This window comes from Limnofasciculus baicalensis BBK-W-15 (assembly GCF_024178385.1).
GTDB classification, from domain to species: domain Bacteria; phylum Cyanobacteriota; class Cyanobacteriia; order Cyanobacteriales; family Coleofasciculaceae; genus Limnofasciculus; species Limnofasciculus baicalensis.
The window spans coordinates 1-17804 of the sequence record NZ_JAMZMM010000099.1 but is presented as its reverse complement, the minus strand read 5'-3'; the positions used below and the strand labels follow the sequence as shown (position 1 = coordinate 17804).

Genomic DNA, 17804 nt, shown 5'->3' with positions numbered 1-17804 from the left:
CTCTTGTCCCCCCTTCCTCCCACTCCTCCCACTCATGCCAGTTTTTTAATCTTTTCTTTAGATTTCAATGGCATTACTTGGATATTCTTACCCGAAATTTTAACTTTTGAGGTTTAAAGTCGATGGATAGCCCTAGGTTATATCCTACAGAAATAGTCCGACTCTTGGAGTCGCTATCCCTAAATATCAGTAAGCTAGTGATTTCAAGAGCTGCGGCTTCCATCCTATCTGATATCCCTCAATTAGAGAAAACAAGTCATGTCTCAAACCATCTCCCCCAAAATCGTCGATTTAGGATTACAAGTCGTCAATGAAGAAATCGATCATGCTTTAGCAGTTTATCCGGATGAATCCGGCAAGAAAGTCTTTGGAAATCCAGACTTTCGCCAAAAATTAATCGACTACGTGATGGGATCAATTCCGGAAACCTATTTCCCCAGCAAAGATTCACTCAATCGATTCGTTAAAAACAGATTTCCCTCTCATTCCCTAGAATTGCGTTTGCGAATAGAAAAGTACGTTCATTGGGGAATTGAGTATATCCTCGCCACTCATGAGGATGTGCTGAATCAAAACTTAACCCCAAAGCCGCAACTGAAAAATACCTCTCTAGATTATGCCAAATGTCGCAACTCGGTGTTGTCGGCGTGAGATGTTAAAAGGATCTCACCACGCCCTAGCCATGGGTAGCTCGGTGCATCTGAGCGATCGGGATATTAATGCTGCAAAGGATTAAAAATCCCCGCGATTTGATTCCGGGGAGTGTTAATTAAAAATAGTTCAACTTTTGTCAGACTTTCCGGCGAAAAACATCTCCATAAATAGTATTAGGTTCGATTTTTCTGGTGGGAGAGGGCGAATCGTAAACCACCAACAAAGAATCTGATTCTCCTAAACAGGGAAATAGAGTTAATCCTTCAGCCCTATCGCATCCTAATGTAAATGGTAGGTCAAATAATATCTCCAACTCTTTTGAACCCGCACTAGTTATGCTGTCGCCATCATGGTTTAAAACTCCCTTGAGACAGAAAACTCGCATCAAACCGTCGAGAGCCATGGTTGCTCCACCCAGAATAATCATATCTTCACCATTTAAGCAGAGTTCCCGCACCCCTAAACCATTCAAATCAAGAAAATGTTTTTTGTATAGGGTTCCATTTTCGCCAATTTCTTTGAGGGTTAAGACTCCTGGATCACTTTCTACTACTTCTAATTCTAAGATAATTGCCCATCCCCGCAATACTGGACCCCGCAATCCTAAGAAAATTTTATCTCCACAAACTGCTAATCCTTCAATATCTAATCCATTATCTTTACTGGGTAACTGCAAGTTTAAAAAAGGGCTTAGGTGGCTGTCTGCTTTCAGGGCTTCAATCAGAATATTAGTGGTTTCTGTTTTTTTTAGACAGGCGGCTGTAAGTTTTTTATCTGGTTTATCAGGATGGGAACATGATTTTAATAATTCTCCATCTAAAACCGGGATACGAGCGAGTAAATAGCGATTGTCATCTGTCTTAATTGTGGCAAGTCTTTTAATATCTTTTTGGGCACTTTTGCCTCTTGGCTTTCCTCGCTTAGTACTATGGGAACCTGTAATCCAAAGATAATTGTTGGCGTAACTTATACCTTCAATATCGATTTCATCTTCATCATTAAATAGCTCGATGAAGTCCCCCATAAAAAATGATTTATGTTTGCCAAAAATGCAATGTTCAAGGGGAGAGAGGCGTTCAAGGGTTAGGGATTCATCAGATCCCAGCCACAAGCTACCATCTGGAGTGAATGTTGCAGCGGATAATTCATTTATCAATTCATCTGATTTATCTTTGAATCGCAGGAGTACGCGGCTGAGTAAAAATGGATTTGGCATTGTTTGTTGTTTGTTGTTTGTTGTTTGTTGTTTGTTGTTTGAAATACCAATAACCAATAACCAATAACCAATCTAAGCCTTCAACCAATCTAAGCCTTCAACCAGTTATTAACCCTAGTAAAAATAGATTGAGTTAACTGAGTTAGCTGTTGCTTACGATACCACTTTTGAAATGCTTGTTCGTATTCATCTCCCTCTAACTGATAGGTATTCCAAGTTCTAAGTCCAAGTCCTAAACCCCAGAACAATAAGATATATAACGACCAGGAAAGCGTGCCTCCACTCAAGAGGTTAAGGGCAACGAAGAAACCATTTATGATAACATATTTGGCAAAAGATTGCTGTAATTTGCGACGGCGGTAGATATTAAATTCGTGGTGCTTTTGCTGTGTTTCTTGCTGGCGCAGCCACTCTTGTTCAGCCGAGTTAAGCTTTTCGAGGGAAATCCCCAATTCGGCGGCGATTTCCACTAGTTGCGATCGCGAAAAGTCATCGCCACTCGCCTGACGTGCGATCGCGAGATTCAGGATTTGCTGGATCTCTTCTTGGCGGTAAGAAGGGGTGGTTCCGTTTTCAGAAATAGACATACTTTATGTATTTTCAATAACATTTGCCATCTTTTGCCTCTTGCTAGGAAGCGAATGGCTTATTCTTTATTATTATCGACGATATCAGGAATAGCCAGCCCATACCCCATTATAGGAAAGATAAGGAGGATAAGGGAAGGGGGAGAAGGAAGAGAAAGTAAAATGTACGAATGTCACTTACTATAACAACCGAACCCTAGATGACGGATTTTACGACAGTTACTCTGTGGTCGCTGGGTTTACATTTCGTTACGATAGAGACATAGAAATGAACTCGTTTTTTGTAAAAAGCTGAGGAAATAGAAATATGAACGGCAGTATTCGTGTTGGTAATATATTAGGAATTCCCATTTACGTCCATCCCTCTTGGTTTTTAGTCTTAGGTTTAGTCACCTTTGACTTTGGGGGTTATCTGGCGAGTTTTCCAGGATTACATGGTTTAGTACCATGGTTATTAGGATTTGCTGGCGCACTGTTGTTCTTTGGCTCAGTTTTAGCTCACGAATTAGGACATAGTTTAGTCGCCATTCGCCAGGGAATTCAAGTCGAGTCAATTACCCTATTTCTCTTTGGTGGTTTAGCCAGTTTAGAGAAAGAGTCAGAAACCCCATCTGAGGCATTTTGGGTGGCGATCGCAGGTCCATTAGTCAGTTTAGCACTATTCGGTCTCTTGACTATTATTGGTGTCAATACTGGCATGTCTGGTGCGACTCTCGCGATTGTGCAAATCCTGGCTTATATTAACTTAGTCCTGGCATTATTTAACCTAATTCCTGGCTTACCTTTGGATGGGGGAAACATCCTAAAAGCACTAGTTTGGAAGGTTACGGGCAATCCCTATAAAGGCATAGTATTTGCTAGTCGTGTCGGTCAATTTATCGGATGGGTAGGAATTACATTAGGCGCTCTCTCTATCTTAGGACTTAGTAGTATTGGTAGCTTCTGGACACTGTTAATTGGATTATTCTTACTCCAAAATGCAGGTCGTTCAGCTCAATCAGCTACAATTCAAGAAAGGCTAATGGCATTCAAAGCCGAAGACGCAGTAATGCCCAATAGTCCAATTGTATCTGCTGACTTGTCTTTGCGAGAATTTGCCAACAATTACGTGATTGGCAAAGGTGAATGGCGGAAATTCTTAGTCACCGATGAAGCAGGTCAACTATTAGGTGCGATCGCAGTGGATAATTTAAAGACTATTCCCACCTCCAATTGGCCGATAACTCCAGTCCGAGAACTCACCCAACCTGTTGATGCTTCAACAATTGTACAATCAGATAGCTCTTTGTTAGAAGTAGTTGTACTCTTGGAACAAGGAGAGGTGACTCAAATACCTGTAGTGCGGGATAATGGAGTATTAGTAGGACTTCTCGAAAAATCTTCAATTCTCAACTTATTGGAGAAAAAATCTGAAGTTACCCCTGCTTAAAGTAGTTTTGAGTGTAAGGGCGAGTCGCTACTATAGATTATAGTAGCGACTCGCCCTCCCTTTGCCGAAGAAGATTATCTATCTATTTCCTTCTTAGTGTCTTAGTGTTTAATTGAAAAATTAATCTTCCCACGGTAAGGGAGTATTATCCCTCGTCTCGGGCAAAAGGCAATAGGGCTTTAACTAATTGTGATTTGTAAAGTTTTGTAAGAGATAAGAATACACTTGCCTGAAACCATTTAAAATAGAAAGAACTTTAATTCTGGTGGAGGATCGGGGAATGTCTGGTAGAGATTGGCTCAGGAAAAAAAGTTCCCTTCCCAGCAGTCGGACATCATTCCCCAATCCCAGGGGACAACGCCGCTTCAAAGTACCGCAGGCTCGTAAAAATTTAGTCCAACTCTCGCCAGAGCAACTGAAGAATCTAGCCAGTTTTGGCTACAATGCTTTCAAATTACCAGTTAATGTACAAGAGGAACCATCAACTACTGACGATATTACAGGAAACGAAGCCGAGAGCGAGCCGTCTTTAGACGGAAGTGTCAACGAACAGGCATCATTACCGCTTCCTGATGATACTACTGCCGCTCAACCAGAAATTGAAGCAATTGAAGTCCCTGCGCCAGCTTCAGGAGAGGTTAGCCAAATCCAGCAGATGTCGGATACTGATGGAGATGAGGCACAACAGCTTCAAGAAAAGTCAGAGAGTGAGATAACAGAAAACCAATCAGAAACATTAGATACAGAAAAAGAGGGAAAGCCATCTGCTTATCCGGCAGCAAACTTTATCGATATTCCAGTTTATACGGCAAATTCGCAAATCGGAATTCAGCCAAAATTAACTCCATTTCGGTTGGAGAATGAATCCCAGCATGAAGACGAAAGTGGGATAAGTGCCCAATCCAATCTAGAAGAGACAATTCAACAGAAACGGGGGAGTGGAGATGCGCTATCTGATGATGTGCGACAACCGATGGAGTCGGCATTTGGGGCTGACTTTAGTGGAGTTAAAGTTCACACCGATAGTACATCTGACAAGCTGAATAAATCGATACAGGCGAAAGCATTTACTACTGGTAAAGATATTTTCTTTAAGCAAGGGGAATATCAGCCACAGAATCAGGAAGGGCAGGAATTAATTGCTCATGAGTTGACTCATGTAGTGCAGCAAACGGGGGCAATTCAGCCGAAATCAATTAGAAAACTGGCGAGGAAGGAAAATAAGTTACAAGCAAAAAAACTTTATGCTACAGAAAAACAGATAATTCAGCGAAAGGAAAATCCCCAACCAGCAACTCCATCTAGTACTGCTAAAAGTGGAAATATTGCTTCTCCTCAAAACGATCCTGCTTTTAAAATAGTAGTCGATCGCGCCAAAAAGGTAGCTCAACAGGAAAAAAATCATCCACCAGCAGGACAAAAATCAGCCGAAGCACAAGCGGCTGCAATTCCTCCAGCTAACGAAGTCACCAGTAAAGCCCAGCATCGCCAGGTTGAGGAAATTAATCAGCAGCAGCCAGGGAAATTTAACGCCGCAGCATTCAAAGCCGCACTGATGGAAAAGATTGCGGCAGTTACACCCCAAACTCTGGAAGAAGCAGATAATTTCAAAAATAATAATAAAATCAATTCCGTAAAAGGGGATTTGTCATCCCAGGTTACGGCAGAGAAAAAACAAGCTGCCGATTCAATTGAAAACAAAACTAAAGAATCTCCTAATACCAGTGGTATTCCGGCTAAACCTGTCACACCATTACCACCAAATCAGATAGGTTCACCAACTTCTGATATTGGTGCATCTGCTGCTGCACCGAAACCGAAGTCTGAAGCGGAAGTTTCCTTACAAGCAGGCAGCCAATCTCTTGACAAACAGATGACTGATGCCAAAGTTACAGAAGAACAATTGGCAAAGTCAAATGAACCACAATTCCAAGGTGCATTAGCGGCTAAGAATACAGCCGAAACTCAAGCAAATACAGCACCAACAGCCTATCGCCAAGAAGAGAAAGCCACCCTAACTCAGGCACAAGGAGAGGCACAAACAACAGCGCAAAACCAGTTGCAAGGAATGGACGGAAATCGCGCTCAATTATTAACGCAAATAGTTGGCATTCAAGGTCAAACCAAGGGACAAGATGAGGGAAAACGGGCGGAAGTTGCTAACCATATTCAGGGTATTTATAACAAGACTAAACAGACAGTTGAAAAAAGTCTAGGTGAGTTAGATAAACAGGTAAATCAAGAATTTGACCAAGGTGCTGCTGCTGCTAAGACAGAGTTTGAGAATTATGTTACGCAGCGAATGGATGCTTATAAGGAAGAGCGCTACAGTGGTGTACTCGGTAAGGGAAAATGGGTTAAAGATAAATTATTCGGTATGCCCAGCGAGGTAAACGCTTTCTATCAAGAAGGCAAGAAACAGTACCTCGCCAGTATGGGGAAAACTATCGATAAAATTGCTAATTTGGTTGCCAACAAACTCAATACAGCCAAGGCGGAAATTGCCAAAGGTAAACAAGATATTCAAAAGTATGTCACTAGTTTACCTCAAAACCTGCGGCAAGTCGGGCAAGAAGCCGCGCAAAATATTCAAGGGCAATTTGATGAATTAGAACAAAGTGTCGATAACAAGCAGAATGAATTAGTTGATTCTCTCGCGCAGAAGTATAACGAAAACCTCCAAGCGATTGATGCCAAGATTGAGGAAATGAAGGCAGAAAATCGCGGGTTGGTGGATAAGGCAACAGATGCCATAGCAGGAACTATCAAAACCATCATGCAATTGAAAGATATGCTGATGGGAGTCTTGGCAAAAGCCGCGAGTGCCGTTGCAAACATTATTAAAGATCCGATTGGTTTCCTGGGGAATCTCGTCAGTGGCATTAAGCAAGGTTTCGATAACTTTGTCGGTAACATTATCACCCACCTCCAGACAGGTTTAATGGGTTGGCTGACAGGTGCAATGGGAGCTTTAGGGCTGCAATTACCAGAGGATATCTTCAGTCTCCAAGGCATTTTTAGTCTAGTCACGCAGATACTAGGGACAACTTGGAATTATATCCGCATGAAAGCGGTGAAAATGTTTGGTGAACCGATAGTCAAGGGGATGGAAAAAACCGTCGAGATATTCCAGATTATCGCGAATAAAGGACCGATGGGATTATGGGAACATGTCCAAGAACATTTTGGCGATTTGAAAGAAACAGTAATAGAAGAAATTAAAGGAATGCTGATTACCCAGGTAATTACCGCTGGGGTGAAATGGATAATTGGTTTATTGAATCCCGCTTCAGCATTTGTGAAAGCAGCGATGGCAATTTATGACATCGTAATGTTCTTTGTTAACCAGGGTAGCCAGGTAGTAGAATTGGTGAGTGCGATTACTGATGCAGTAGTTGCTATTGCCTCTGGTGCTGTTGGTGGTGCAGCGAAATTGGTGGAAAATGCGCTGGCGAAGTCGTTACCTGTGGTGATTGGTTTCTTGGCTTCATTGTTGGGTATTGGTGACTTGGCGAAGAAGGTGCAGGGTATTGTTGGGAAGATTCGTCAGCGGATTGATTTGGCGATTGATAAGGTGCTTCAGAAGGCGAAGAGTTTGTTTAAGGGGAAGAAGGGTAAGGGGAATAAGGAAGATCAGGAGGGTAAGCCTGACGAGCGGACGAAAGACGAGAAGGAAGCTGACCTTAAGAAAGCTTTAGGTGAAGCTGATACCCTGTTAAAAGGGCAAAATCTATCTTCTGATGAAGTTAAAAAACATCTACCAGATATTAAGTTGAAGTATGACTTGACTTCTCTTGAGCTTGTTGTTGATAAAGAGAGCAGTAAGACTGAAACTGTCCACATTAAGGGTGTAATTAACCCTGAAGGAGAGACACCTAAAAGAGACTTGATGCGAGAGACAAAGTATATTAAGGATGGAATGCTCAAAGAACAATATCGAAGTAAGGACAAAATACGCAAGCGATTTTATGGTTCTAATAAGCCTTATAGTGCAGAAGCAATAGAAAGAAGAAATCAACTACTTACTAAATATCAAGTAGATAAAGACAACTGGAAAGATCCAATAAGCGGTAAGGTTGTACCTAAATCAGATGTAACGATTGAACACGCTCCATCTGTCATGAGCCATTGGAATGATACTGGATACAATACAGATCAGCCAACTCGCCGCAACTGGTTTACTTTTGCAGGACGACTTGACGAATTGAAAATTATGAGTCGGAGTCAAAATAGTAGTGATGGTGCAAAATCAAAAATGGAAGGAGAATATCGGTTTGATATAGGTGAAAAATTCAAAGGTCCAGATGAAAGAGATTAGAGGTATATTATGGAACAAGATCCTACTTATATAATATGGCATCCATCTTTAAATCAGAAAGATGAATCTTCTAGTATTATAACTTTTAACATGACTCCAATCGCTACTCTCAATTTGCCTGAAGAATCTTTAGATTTTTACATTCAGATATTGGATACCCTTGGGATTAATGTTGCTCCAAAATATTGGGACAGCATTGCTTATAGATCTAATTATTACAGAGATTTAGATGCAAAATACTGGAAAGATTATTGGTCAATATGTTGGCGAGTAAATGTTACTTTAAATGGTCATATTTCAGGACTGCCAAAATTATCTGAAGAAGACATTGAAATCTATGCCTACGATCTAGATTCACCGTGGAATGAAGGCAATGATCCGCAAGAAATTGGGTGTATGATTATCGCTGATTTCAAAAATGAGACATTGGCAGAAAAAGCAAAGACGGTAATTAATAGTTCAGATCAAGTCCAAAAATTAGCCAAAGATATTTCAGCCCCAACACCAGAATTATATAGTGTTGAGATAGGTGGTATTTTTTATCAGCTCCAGATTTTTCTTGGCATATTTCCTGAATCATTCTTTGTCAATGGTGCTAGTTATGCTTTGGCTATAGAGAATATATGTAATCAGTTAGGAGGAATTACTTCTTTTGATGAACGGATAAATGAATGGGGTGAAATGTAGACATGGGTTTTCCACGTAACACTTACATTATTAATATTTTTATGGATAAATTACAGACAGCCATAGCAGAATTGTCAAACTCAAACCCAGATATTCGTGAGTTAGCGCTAGATAAAATAGGAACTCTTAAACCAGATAATGCTTTAGAAATTATAGTTCCTTTTTTATCCGATCCCGATCTCGAAGTACGAGGTACAGCAGCTTGCAATTTAGGAGATATTGGCGATATTCGTACTGTGTCGTATCTGATTGAATCAGCCAGACAAGATCCTGAAGAGCGAGTCCGTAGTGAAGCTTTATCTGCTCTAGAAAATTATAGAAGTCCTGAAATTTTGAAATGTCTGATTGATGAGGTTTACCGGGAGAAAAGAGCGAGAAGACCAAGGCAAATAGTGGCACAGCAACTTCAGTACTATAATGATGAGAAAGCTGTAGACGGATTAATTATTTTGCTTCTAGAAGATGAAGATGTTTACGTGCGTATTTTTGCCGCTGACTCACTTTTAGTACTAAATCGTCCCAGGCTGCTTGAAGTTTGGCAAGAAGCTTTGGAGGATGAAAGCACTTATGTTATTGAAATAGCAAATAAAGCTATTTTTCAGTTACAAAACTCTCAGGAATTAATTGAAACTGGTTGACTTTCTTCTTTTTCTTCTTGCTCAATCCCCAACTCCTCCTGAAGTTCTTCAATCGTTTGAGGTCTAATTTTCCCAGTTTTCAACTCATCTATTGCATCCAGCAATCTACGTGCATTTGCCGGAGATCGCAACAAATAAACTGTCTCAACTAAACTCCTCAAATCGGACTCGGCAATCAATGCGACATTCTCCCCTTCACGACGATTAATGATGTAAACATGATGATTTTTGACAAACTCGTCTAACAACTTAAAAAGGTCATTCCTGGCATCCGTTGGGGACGTGATTTCGTAGGAAAACATTGGTTTGTGGACATATTGATGTACATTTATTATAGATGAGAAAGATACAGAATAAGACAAATGACTACAAATACCGATAATTATCAACTAGACAACGAGTTAACCCTACACGACTCCACCCAAACCCCCCTAACTCTCCAAACCATAACCCTATCCCTCACCCAAGAAAACGACCAAATTATTGACTGTCGTCTCACATTCCACGTTAATCTAGAAGTCTACCAACGCATCGACAACAACGCCTTATTTAATCTTAAGCCCGAAATACGTGGTTTACTCTCTGCTGGGAAATTCCAACCATCACCCGACATCCAAATCGAAACTATTCTTAAACCAGATTTACTTCCCCTCCTACTAGAAAATGCTACTAACGCTTCGGAAGCAGCCGCCTATATTTTAAACCTCAGCCAACAGCAACCTCAATTAATATCTGAATCTAATAACGAACCACCTGAAAATTTTCAAGCCCCATATTCCCTACTATCTACGGAAAGATGGAACATGGAAATGTTATGCTAAAGCTAGAGAAAAACAGCAACAATTTGTTTTCTATTCAATTTGCCCCATCAGCGCACCAGAATCCAAGCGACTGGCTATAGCTGAGTTTATTACTAGAGCAAATTATGGGATGATGATTGGTAACTTTGAGCTAGACTTTAGCGATGGAGAAATTCGCTACAAAACTGGTATTGATGTAGAAGGAGATAAACTTACCTCAGCATTGATTAATCACTTGGTTTATGCCAACTTGACGATGATGGATGAATATCTACCTGGGATTAGGGCAGTAATTGAAAATAATGTATTCCCACAAGATGCGATCGCACAAATCGAACAATAGGTATCATAACTAACAATTGGCTCTTAGGGGAATGTGGGATGTAGGGTGGGCACTCCCATGAAGAAGTTGAAAAGCTGATGATGAAGTTAGTGGGGAGTGCCCACCCTACCTTTATTGCAAATGGTGCTTGCCCGATACCCATAATATCAACTATCCTGAATTGAAGCAGCGGTTGCCAATGTAATAGCCGCTTTTTTCATCTCCTTAATTTCCCCAGGTAACCAGAAATGAGCATCTTGACAGTGATGGGCAATCAACAAACCCCATAAACGTTTCTCATTGAGAATGGGCACAGCCAAATTAGCACGAACTCCAACACTTTCAAGAAACTCGCGGTGGCAAGGGTGGAGAGCTTCTAATCTAATATCTGCGATCGCTCTTACTCTGCCAGCTTTGTATAACTCCGCATATTCATCATTAAAACAATCATCAGCACCTGTAGAACCGAAAATAGATAATTGATGAGAACTTAAAGATTCAAAAGTAACCCGTCCCTTCCATTCATTATAGAAATAATAGAGAACAATCCGATCGACATTAAGTAAATTTCTGAGATAGTCGGTGGTTTCCTGAACTAACTCATCCCGCTCCAGATTTTTGCCGAGGCGGATCAATAATTCCCGTAAACCAGAATCGCTCATTACTAAAGGATGAAGTGTGAAGGATGAAGGATTAAACTATTTTACCCCCTTTGGGGTAGAATATTATCCATTTGCTCCTTCGTGTCTTCGTGTCTTAGTGGTTAATTAAATAATTAATCTTCCGCCGCCAAAGGGCAACAACCCTCGACCCAAGCCAGATCCATTCCATCATTTTAGCTCTGTCACCCGACGAGGGTGTGTTACAAGATAATGCGACACCATTCCCTCTTCCCTTTTGTCCCAGCTTCCATTCCTTGCCATCACCACGATAAGATTAAAATTATGGCTTTGACGATCGCGCCTCTGTTGAGATACAGTCAAGAAGAACTACCCCATTCTGCGGATCGCCCATGAGCGGATACCTCAACGCATCTACATCTCCTGACGAAACCAACAGTGCTAATGCCATTCGCGCTACAGACAAAGCACTGCAAGTAGCGGCAGAAAATCTCGATCATCGGACAGTCGATCGCAGCAAATTGACACCGATGATGCAGCATTTTGCTGAACTAAAAGACCAATATCCCCATGCTATTTTACTCTATCGGGTAGGTGATTTTTACGAAACATTTTTTCAGGATGCTCATCGGTTAGCGCAAGAATTAGAATTAGTTTTAACTAGCAAGGATGCGGGGAAGGGAATTGGACGGGTATTTATGACAGGCGTACCCCACCATTCTCTAGATCGCTATTCCACTATATTAGTAGAAAAAGGATTTGCTGTCGTAATTTGCGATCAAGTAGAAGATGCCGCAATCGCCCAAAAAGAAGGTCGTCAGGTGCGCCGCGAGGTGACCAGAATTTTAACTCCTGGTACTTTGTTAGAAGAGGGGATGCTCAGTGCTAGACGTAATAATTTTTTAGCGGCTGTAGTAATAGCTGGAACTCATTGGGGTTTAGCTTATGCTGATATTTCTACAGGAGAATTTTTTACCACTCAATCAACAGAATTAGATCTACTAAGCCAAGAAATTCTCCGCTTACAACCAGCAGAAATATTAATCCCTGCGAATGCCTTAGATGTGGGGAATATGTTGCGCCCAGGGGAAAAATCAGATCGTTTGCCAGATTGTTTGCCTAATTCATTTTGTTATGCTTTTCGTCCCCAAACTCCCTTCAGTCATGGGGAAGCAAGACAGCGAATAGTAGAAAGATTTAAAGTGCGATCCCTAGAAGGCATGGGTTGCGAACATCTCTCTTTAAGTGTCCGCGCTGCTGGTGGTTTACTGGAATATTTGGCAGATACCCAAAAAGAAAATTATATCGCCCTGCAACGATTACGCACTTATACTATTGCCGACTATTTAATTATCGACCACCAAACTCGCCGCAATTTAGAAATTACGGCTACTGTTAGAGATAATACTTTTCACGGTTCCCTACTTTGGGCACTGGATCGAACTGCTACAGCCATGGGAGGTAGAGCATTGCGCCGCTGGTTATTACAACCACTTTTAGATATTAAAGGGATTAGGGCGCGACAAGATACCATTCAAGAATTAGTCGAAAATACCTCACTGCGAGAAGATTTACGGCAGTTATTACGGGGTATTTACGATATCGAACGTTTGACGGGAAGGGCAGGTTCTGGAACAGCAAATGCTAGAGATTTAGTAGCATTAGCAGAGTCTCTTGTCAAGTTATCATATTTAGCCGAAACTGCCACTTATGGTTCTTCTCCCTATCTAAAAGCTTTGCACAAAGTCCCGCCAAACTTAGAAGAATTAGGGCAAAAAATTCTAGCCCATATTATTGAGTCGCCCCCACTCCATTTAAAGGAAGGGAACTTAATTAGATCGGGAGTGAATGCTCAGTTAGATGACATGCGTCTCACTGCGGAAAACGATCAACAATGGGTTGCTAATTTAGAATTAACCGAACGGGAACGGACGGGAATTCCTAATCTGAAGGTAGGGTATAATAAAACATTTGGTTACTATATTAGTATTTCCCGGACTAAAGCAGATCAAGTACCAGAAAACTATATCCGCAAGCAAACCCTTACTAATGAAGAACGCTACATTACCACAGAATTAAAAGAAAGGGAGACAAGAATTCTCTCCGCCAGAGATGATTTAAACCGATTAGAATACGAACTGTTTGGCAATTTACGTTCCGAAGTAGGGGAACACGCCGAAGCAATTCGGAATGTATCTCGTGCCGTAGCCGCAGTTGATGTATTGTGTGGTTTAGCAGAAGTAGCAGTCCATCAAGGATACTGTCGCCCCAATATAGTAGAAACTAGAGAAATTACGATTATAGAAGGTCGCCATCCCGTAGTCGAAAAATCATTACCCACAGGTTTTTTTGTCCCCAATTCCGCTTATTTGGGGAGTGGGTTTTTTGGAGTGGGGAGTGGGGAAGAAGGAATTTCTCCAAATACCAAAACTAAGACTCTAATCCCAAAAAACAAACAACAAAAAACAAAAAACAAACAACAAACAACAAACAACCCCCCAGATTTAATCATCCTCACAGGGCCAAATGCTAGTGGCAAGAGTTGTTATCTACGGCAAGTAGGATTAATTCAACTGATGGCACAGACAGGGAGTTTTGTACCAGCAACTTCGGCAAATGTGGGAATCTGCGATCGCATTTTTACGCGAGTTGGTGCGGTAGATGACTTAGCCACGGGGCAATCTACCTTTATGGTAGAAATGAACGAAACTGCCAATATCCTCAATCACGCTACCGGGAAATCTTTAGTATTATTAGATGAAATTGGACGAGGTACAGCCACCTTTGATGGATTATCCATTGCTTGGGCGGTGGCAGAGTATCTAGCCACAGAAATTCAGGCGCGAACCATTTTTGCCACACATTACCACGAACTCAACGAACTTGCCTCCATTTTACCCAATGTTGCGAATTATCAAGTGACAGTCAAAGAGCTGCCAGACCAAATTATATTTTTACACCAAGTGCAACCCGGAGGTGCGGATCGCTCCTATGGGATTGAGGCTGGGCGTTTGGCGGGTTTACCAGCAGTGGTGATTCAACGGGCAAAACAAGTGATGGGACAAATCGAAAAACATAGTAAAATTGCAGTAGGACTTCGTACAGGCATTCAAGACCAACAACAGTTGACAAACAATGCCTCTTCAAATATAGCGGTGGAACAGTTAGATATTTTTAGCGATCCCTAGACTCGTCTTAAAATTACCAACTAAACCATCCCTAGCGTCAACATGGATGGTTTCTGTCTCTCAGAATTGAAGATAAAACTGTACCAGATTACATGGCTAAACCTTTAGCTGAGGTGAAAAAAGTAATCGGTTGTGACTTAGGGATTACCAAACTTGTTCATCTGTCAGATAGACATCAAATAGACAATCCTAAGTTCTCAACCAACAAAAAAACTCGACATCTTCTCAAAATTAGACAAAAGAGTGTTAGTCGTAAAGCGAAAGGGAGTAATAATCGAAAAAAAGCCGCTCAGAAATTAGGACGCTTACACAAACGAATTGCTGATAAACGCCAAGCTTACCAATGGAAAGTAGCCAACCAGATTGTATCGAGAAATGTAGATGGAATTGCCCTGGAAGATTTAAACGTTTCTGGAATGATGAAACGCTGTCGGGTCAAAACTGACAATAGAGGGCGGTTTATGCCTAATGGACAGTCAAGAAAGAAAGGTTTAAATCGTGCTATCGCTGATGCTGGCTGGAGCGATTTAATTTTAAAGATTGAGTATCTCGCTGTAAAGCAAGGAAAGGTCGTAATTAAAGTTAATCCCCAAAACTCTAGCCGAGAATGTAGAAGTTGTGGCCATATTCACGCGAGTAACCGCAATAGAGAAAAATTCATTTGTACTGAATGCGGCTATCATGAACACGCTGATATTGGTGCGGCAAAAACTATCAGGGATAGAGGATTAGAAATAGTACGTCGGGACTCGGCGAAACTTGGTGCTAGACACCTAAACGCCCAAAAGATATCACCACGCTCAAAAAGCAAACGTAGTGAGTTTGGGAACCTGATTAATCAGGATATTAAGGCTGCGAAGTCTTAAGAATCCCCGTGACTTCAGTCCGGGGAGTGTCAACAACCCAGTTATCTACCTAAATTGATATGCGTGGGCAGTAATTTCTTTTCAACGGAATCGCTAATAACCTAAAAAAATTTATCAAAATCTTTTTCTCACAACCAGAAACTTGTCCCAATTATTGCGGACATTCCATCTACCATTTTGTAAGACTCAAATGGATGTTAACTCGATCTCAAGCCATTGATAACATTATTGGACAACGCCAACCCCTCGTCAAAAAAATTGCCAGTGTCGAGGTAAAACTCAACTTGCTTGCGGATATTTTGCGAATCATTAACAAACGCCGCGAGGATTTACAACAACAAATTAAAGAACCCGACATTACCTCACATCTTGCCAATCTCGATTTGAATTCCCTACAACTCAAAATTACCACTCAACTCGCTCAATTGTGCCAACTCAGACAGCGTTTGTCTCGCCATAACCTAACAATTGGCGTAGTCGGAGTAGTAGGGCAAGGTAAAAGTACCTTTCTCCAAAGCCTCAGCGGAGTCACAATGTCTGTAATTCCAATTCTCAAAGGAGGAGCCTGCACCGCAGTTATCAATACTCTTTATCATCACCCAGAGGAAACATCTGCTGAAGTTGTCATACATTCAGAACAGACATTTATAGAGGAGGTAATTAAACCATACTACCAACTATTAGGTTTAGGAAATCCACCTCAAACCCTCAATGAATTTGCCAAATATCTACCTGAATTTACCGGGACAGATCCTAGCCAAATATCCATATACAAATACTTGAAAGAAGATTATCACAAAAACTTGCCAGAATACAGACATCTCTTAAAATCAGGAGAACCACGACAATTACCACGAATACCTAAAGAGCGGATTTATCAATATATTTGTCAGCGAAGGTTTCCTCTTGGTGATTTGATTTCCTTCGAGCATCTAGTCGTGCGAGATGTGAAAATATTCTGTCCCTTTACATATCCAGATTTAGCAAAAATTGCTCTCGTTGATAGCCCCGGATTAGGTGAAAACACACCCGCAAAAGAAGAATTAACCCGACTAGGAGAAGAAGTTGATGTTGTTATCTTCATCCGCAAACCAGATCCCCTCTGTGTTGGCTGGGAAAAACGCGATCTAGACTTATACAAAACCGCGACTGAAGCATTACATAACATTGAAAATCGTTCCTTTATGATTCTCAATGCCATGGCTTCTGAAGATAATTTAGAAGCCTGTCAAAAGCATCAAACCACCATTCGTGAACACCAGATTAATGTCGTCCGCTGCGAGATAGTAAACTGTAGCAATCCCAAACAAACTAACGGATTTTTTAATTTAGTTCTCAGTTATCTCGCCAATAATATTACTTATCTAGACAAACAACATGCCCGAGCTTACCAGAGACAAATCAACCAACTTCAAATCTCCATCAATACTGAGCTAGAAAACGCTCGTAGAGATTGGTCAAGCGGCGCAGTCGTCAATGATAGTAATGATATGAAAAAGTTTTTGCCCCTATTCAATAAACTCTGGTCAAGCTTGACATGGCGACTTGATGAACTCCTGACTCATCTGGATCGAGTCAAAATGGATCGCCGCGAGGAGGAGCTATTTAGACAACAGGTTGAATTAATTATCAAAACATGTAAAAATGATTCTGTAGTGCCCAACAATTACCCAATAAATCAAATTATAAATCGGCGTTTTGAAGAAGGCGATTGGCAATCAACCTACGCTAAATACCTATATGAAATCCGCCAGAGACTGACGCGGCACTTAAAAGGAATCGATAAGGTGCTGAGTAAGTATGTCGAAGGAGCAAAAACTCAAGTGACTGATGTCTTGGTTAAAGAGGGAAATTTGGGAGGCTTGACAGAGGTAAGAGGATCTGAATTTATTAAAATTATAGTGGATTTGTTGCCAGATAATTTAAAGAGACTCAAAAAAGCATTCAAAAACCTGTCGGATTTCGATCTATCCTATCGAGTTCACTTCCATTACCGAATTCGACCTTACTTGGACAACCTTAACCCAACTAGAACCAATCTGCAACTGTCTCAATCAACGTCAACAGAATCTAGAGAACTAAAAGCTAAGGAAATCCTCAGCTATCTCGAAGTACTCCAAGACGAAGCAGTGTTTAAATGTCAACAAGTTTTAGAAGAATTTTCTAGTGAGCCTACTCACGCAGTCTTTGCCGAAATTGAGGAATTTGTCGATCGCGTTTTGCGCACTAAAGATATGAAAAATGAATGGCAAGTTTTTATATTTCAGGAAAGAGCTAAAATCTGGCCTTTTGAATTTGGAGTCAATCAAGAGGGAAACGATCGACAGCAATGGCTCCAATTAGTCGATAAAGCTGTAGCTGCTAACCAACTAAAAGATATGCAGTTTTTAAATTGATAAATGGGCGGAAAAGTGAGATGTTAGATGTTAGATGTTAGAGGTTAGGGGAATTGTTCCCCCTACTCCCTACTCCCCACTCC

At 41.0% G+C, this 17804-nt stretch carries 14 protein-coding genes and 1 pseudogene; 11 read left to right on the top strand and 4 right to left on the bottom strand.

Annotation, left to right across the window (positions count from 1 at the left end; all coding sequences use genetic code 11):
• Positions 1-258 precede the first annotated feature (258 nt).
• The gene (locus tag NJ959_RS12035) at positions 259-651 is read left to right on the top strand and encodes a hypothetical protein (protein WP_254011995.1); all 393 of its coding nucleotides are present in this window, start codon (positions 259-261) and stop codon (positions 649-651) included.
• 139 nt (positions 652-790) lie between these two features.
• Here the strand turns inward: NJ959_RS12035 and NJ959_RS12030 are convergent, their stop codons facing one another.
• Both NJ959_RS12030 and NJ959_RS12025 read right to left on the bottom strand, forming a co-directional pair.
• Positions 791-1870, bottom strand: a complete 1080-nt coding sequence (locus NJ959_RS12030; protein ID WP_254011994.1) for a DUF3616 domain-containing protein — start codon at positions 1868-1870, stop codon at positions 791-793.
• Between the two features lie 89 nt (positions 1871-1959).
• Positions 1960-2457: a 2TM domain-containing protein gene (locus NJ959_RS12025; protein ID WP_254011993.1), complete on the bottom strand. Its 498-nt coding sequence runs from the start codon at positions 2455-2457 to the stop codon at positions 1960-1962.
• A gap of 307 nt (positions 2458-2764) precedes the next feature.
• Between NJ959_RS12025 and NJ959_RS12020 the strand changes: the two genes are divergently transcribed.
• The 4 genes from NJ959_RS12020 (at position 2765) to NJ959_RS12005 (ending at position 9529) form a co-directional block, all read left to right on the top strand.
• Entirely contained in the window at positions 2765-3886 is a 1122-nt protein-coding gene (locus NJ959_RS12020; RefSeq protein WP_254011992.1) for a site-2 protease family protein, read from the top strand.
• 280 nt (positions 3887-4166) lie between these two features.
• Complete coding sequence (locus NJ959_RS12015) at positions 4167-8204, top strand: eCIS core domain-containing protein (RefSeq protein ID WP_254011991.1); 4038 nt, start codon at positions 4167-4169, stop codon at positions 8202-8204.
• A 9-nt stretch (positions 8205-8213) separates the two neighbouring features.
• Positions 8214-8891 carry a hypothetical protein gene (locus NJ959_RS12010; protein WP_254011990.1) on the top strand — a complete coding sequence of 226 codons (678 nt, stop codon included), beginning with the start codon at positions 8214-8216 and terminating at the stop codon, positions 8889-8891.
• A 2-nt stretch (positions 8892-8893) separates the two neighbouring features.
• Positions 8894-9529: a HEAT repeat domain-containing protein gene (locus tag NJ959_RS12005; protein WP_254011989.1), complete on the top strand. Its 636-nt coding sequence runs from the start codon at positions 8894-8896 to the stop codon at positions 9527-9529.
• On the opposite strand, the gene NJ959_RS12000 is transcribed toward NJ959_RS12005, so the two are convergent.
• On the bottom strand, positions 9505-9831 hold the full coding sequence (locus NJ959_RS12000; RefSeq protein WP_254011988.1) for a type II toxin-antitoxin system Phd/YefM family antitoxin: 327 nt from the start codon (positions 9829-9831) through the stop codon (positions 9505-9507). The genes NJ959_RS12005 and NJ959_RS12000 overlap by 25 nt on opposite strands.
• Before the next feature lie 60 nt (positions 9832-9891).
• Between NJ959_RS12000 and NJ959_RS11995 the strand changes: the two genes are divergently transcribed.
• Entirely contained in the window at positions 9892-10350 is a 459-nt protein-coding gene (locus tag NJ959_RS11995) for a hypothetical protein (RefSeq protein WP_254011987.1), read from the top strand.
• Positions 10262-10672: a YbjN domain-containing protein gene (locus tag NJ959_RS11990; protein WP_309242609.1), complete on the top strand. Its 411-nt coding sequence runs from the start codon at positions 10262-10264 to the stop codon at positions 10670-10672. The genes NJ959_RS11995 and NJ959_RS11990 overlap by 89 nt, the downstream gene beginning before the upstream one ends.
• Positions 10673-10818: 146 nt before the next feature.
• Here NJ959_RS11990 and NJ959_RS11985 read toward each other — a convergent pair whose 3' ends face one another.
• On the bottom strand, positions 10819-11313 hold the full coding sequence (locus NJ959_RS11985; RefSeq protein WP_254011986.1) for a GAF domain-containing protein: 495 nt from the start codon (positions 11311-11313) through the stop codon (positions 10819-10821).
• Between the two features lie 210 nt (positions 11314-11523).
• Between NJ959_RS11985 and NJ959_RS11980 the strand changes: the two genes are divergently transcribed.
• The 4 genes and pseudogenes from NJ959_RS11980 (at position 11524) to NJ959_RS11965 (ending at position 17721) form a co-directional block, all read left to right on the top strand.
• Positions 11524-11667, top strand: a complete 144-nt coding sequence (locus NJ959_RS11980; RefSeq protein WP_254011985.1) for a hypothetical protein — start codon at positions 11524-11526, stop codon at positions 11665-11667.
• Positions 11664-14459, top strand: coding sequence for a DNA mismatch repair protein MutS (gene mutS, locus NJ959_RS11975; RefSeq protein ID WP_254011984.1), 2796 nt, complete (start codon positions 11664-11666; stop codon positions 14457-14459). The genes NJ959_RS11980 and mutS overlap by 4 nt, the downstream gene beginning before the upstream one ends.
• 50 nt (positions 14460-14509) lie before the next feature.
• Positions 14510-15325 (top strand): annotated as a pseudogene (locus tag NJ959_RS11970) (RNA-guided endonuclease InsQ/TnpB family protein); the annotation flags it as partial.
• Between the two features lie 194 nt (positions 15326-15519).
• On the top strand, positions 15520-17721 hold the full coding sequence (locus tag NJ959_RS11965; protein WP_254011982.1) for a P-loop NTPase family protein: 2202 nt from the start codon (positions 15520-15522) through the stop codon (positions 17719-17721).
• Positions 17722-17804: the final 83 nt, after the last annotated feature.

Bases quoted from the DNA above. Each gene is read 5' to 3' on its own strand.
- NJ959_RS12035 (WP_254011995.1), top strand. From the start codon at position 259: ATGTCTCAAACCATCTCCCCCAAAATCGTCGATTTAGGATTACAAGTC.
- NJ959_RS12030 (WP_254011994.1), bottom strand. From the start codon at position 1,870: ATGCCAAATCCATTTTTACTCAGCCGCGTACTCCTGCGATTCAAAGAT.
- NJ959_RS12025 (WP_254011993.1), bottom strand. From the start codon at position 2,457: ATGTCTATTTCTGAAAACGGAACCACCCCTTCTTACCGCCAAGAAGAG.
- NJ959_RS12020 (WP_254011992.1), top strand. From the start codon at position 2,765: ATGAACGGCAGTATTCGTGTTGGTAATATATTAGGAATTCCCATTTAC.
- NJ959_RS12015 (WP_254011991.1), top strand. From the start codon at position 4,167: ATGTCTGGTAGAGATTGGCTCAGGAAAAAAAGTTCCCTTCCCAGCAGT.
- NJ959_RS12010 (WP_254011990.1), top strand. From the start codon at position 8,214: ATGGAACAAGATCCTACTTATATAATATGGCATCCATCTTTAAATCAG.
- NJ959_RS12005 (WP_254011989.1), top strand. From the start codon at position 8,894: ATGGGTTTTCCACGTAACACTTACATTATTAATATTTTTATGGATAAA.
- NJ959_RS12000 (WP_254011988.1), bottom strand. From the start codon at position 9,831: ATGTTTTCCTACGAAATCACGTCCCCAACGGATGCCAGGAATGACCTT.
- NJ959_RS11995 (WP_254011987.1), top strand. From the start codon at position 9,892: ATGACTACAAATACCGATAATTATCAACTAGACAACGAGTTAACCCTA.
- NJ959_RS11985 (WP_254011986.1), bottom strand. From the start codon at position 11,313: ATGAGCGATTCTGGTTTACGGGAATTATTGATCCGCCTCGGCAAAAAT.
- NJ959_RS11980 (WP_254011985.1), top strand. From the start codon at position 11,524: ATGCGACACCATTCCCTCTTCCCTTTTGTCCCAGCTTCCATTCCTTGC.
- mutS (WP_254011984.1), top strand. From the start codon at position 11,664: ATGAGCGGATACCTCAACGCATCTACATCTCCTGACGAAACCAACAGT.
- NJ959_RS11965 (WP_254011982.1), top strand. From the start codon at position 15,520: ATGTTAACTCGATCTCAAGCCATTGATAACATTATTGGACAACGCCAA.